2 protein-coding genes are annotated in these 1721 nt (G+C 39.4%); both read left to right on the plus strand.

Annotation, left to right across the window (positions count from 1 at the left end; genetic code table 11):
• The first annotated feature begins 286 nt into the window (after positions 1–286).
• The gene (locus tag P8O70_05330) at positions 287–1132 is read left to right on the plus strand and encodes a response regulator transcription factor (GenBank protein MDG2196299.1); all 846 of its coding nucleotides are present in this window, start codon (positions 287–289) and stop codon (positions 1130–1132) included.
• A 194-nt stretch (positions 1133–1326) separates the two neighbouring features.
• Positions 1327–1626 (plus strand): hypothetical protein, encoded by a 300-nt coding sequence (locus P8O70_05335; protein ID MDG2196300.1) that lies wholly within the window; start codon positions 1327–1329, stop codon positions 1624–1626.
• Positions 1627–1721: the final 95 nt, after the last annotated feature.

The following is a 1721-nucleotide window of genomic DNA, read 5'->3' on the forward strand; positions in this document are numbered from 1 at the left end:
ACAAATCGAGTCACTGAACTGCTGACTCAGACATTATCTAGCCAGACTCCATGTAAAACGCTTTGCTAGAGCAAATCAAAAACGATGTTGGAAGTCTCTTTGAAACTGCTCATCCATAAGCTAAACAACCCTTAAGCGTCAACGCCTAATTTTAAATCAAAAATCAAGTTTGATTAGGTGGTTGCTTTGAGAAGTATGTTGAAAATTAACTTAAAAGCTCTAATGTAATATATATGTAAATTTAAAGTGAAATTACTAACAAACAATACTAAGGAGTATTAAAAAGATGCCAACCGCAAGAATTCTTTATCTGGAAGATGATATTGGTGTAGCTTCTCCAACCAAAGCTGTACTTGAGCAAAAAGGGTATAGTGTCATCCACGTTGAAGAGGGAATGGATGCATTGACAAGACTCTTGACAGAACATTTTGATGGAGCAATTTGCGATTTAACGCTTCCAGACGTAGATGGATTAAAAGTGATTGAGAGCATCCGTTCTAAGAATGCTCGACTACCAATAATTATTTTGAGCGCTAGAAGTGATACAGAAGAAAAATTAGAGGGCCTACGCTCAGGTGGTAATGACTATCTGACAAAACCTTTTGCAATCGAAGAACTGCTCACTAGATTAAATAATATTCTGAGGCATCGTCCTCTGCCAACTCAAGAGGAAGTACAAGCTTATGGTTTACTTCAGGTATCAGATCTGATCATTGATCCAGTTAGGCAGCAAGTTCGTAGGGCAGGAAACTATGTAGAACTGCGCAGCAAAGAGTACGAGTTGCTGCATTACATGGTTCTGAATCCTAATCGCATCCTGACGAAAGAGGAACTCCTAAGGGAAATATGGAATTATCCATATGATCCATCTACCAGAATCGTTGATAACTTGGTTGCCAGATTAAGAAAGAAAATGGATCAGGGTTATGATATTCGCCTCATTTACACGCGTTGGGGTAAGGGATATTTATTCAAAAATCCAGATGCTGACATTTCTAAGATGGGTGTTCCCGAACCACCACTGGTGGCCAAAATGCCAGAACCTATTGTGGAACCTGAACCGAAACCTGAGCCAACTCCTCAGTATGGCCCGTTGACGATACCCCCACCAAGCGCCTACCTTAAAGACTAACTATCCTTCTTAGTTGGGGTAAAGGAAACAGTTGCCTTGCCCCGAAATTTTTTATCTAGAGAAATTACGTAAATCATAGAGCTCAATCCCCATAAAACAAATTATTATGTTTTATAAATAAATAATTTACTTTAAGAAAAAAAAGATAATATATCTTCAGAACAAATTAAATAATCCACTTCGATTTATCTCCTATGACCCGTCAGCATTTCTACCATCCGAACGCAAGCAACAGAATCATTGTCTGTGCAAAGATCCTGAGCAAAGGCACTCCAACGATAGCCTTGACTCATAACATCTCTGATCTCAGAGAGATTCTAAGCGCAATCGATGTCGTTAGACCTGCAAATGATGGAATCATTAGAGACTTTAGTATCGATACGGAGGGAGTAGAGCATATTCAGCCAATCCTAGAGATGATGCAATCCCAACCAGGGGTGGAATATATTAGGCACTCTGATCAGACATTCTTAATTTACCTAGGGGTAAGATAGAAATTCATAACCTTGTACCGATGAAGACTAGAGACGGTCTTTCAATGGCGTACACTCCAGGGGTTGCTAGAGTCTGCCATGCAATTCATCAAAAT

The organism is SAR324 cluster bacterium, assembly GCA_029245725.1.
Lineage (GTDB): Bacteria > SAR324 > SAR324 > SAR324 > NAC60-12 > JCVI-SCAAA005.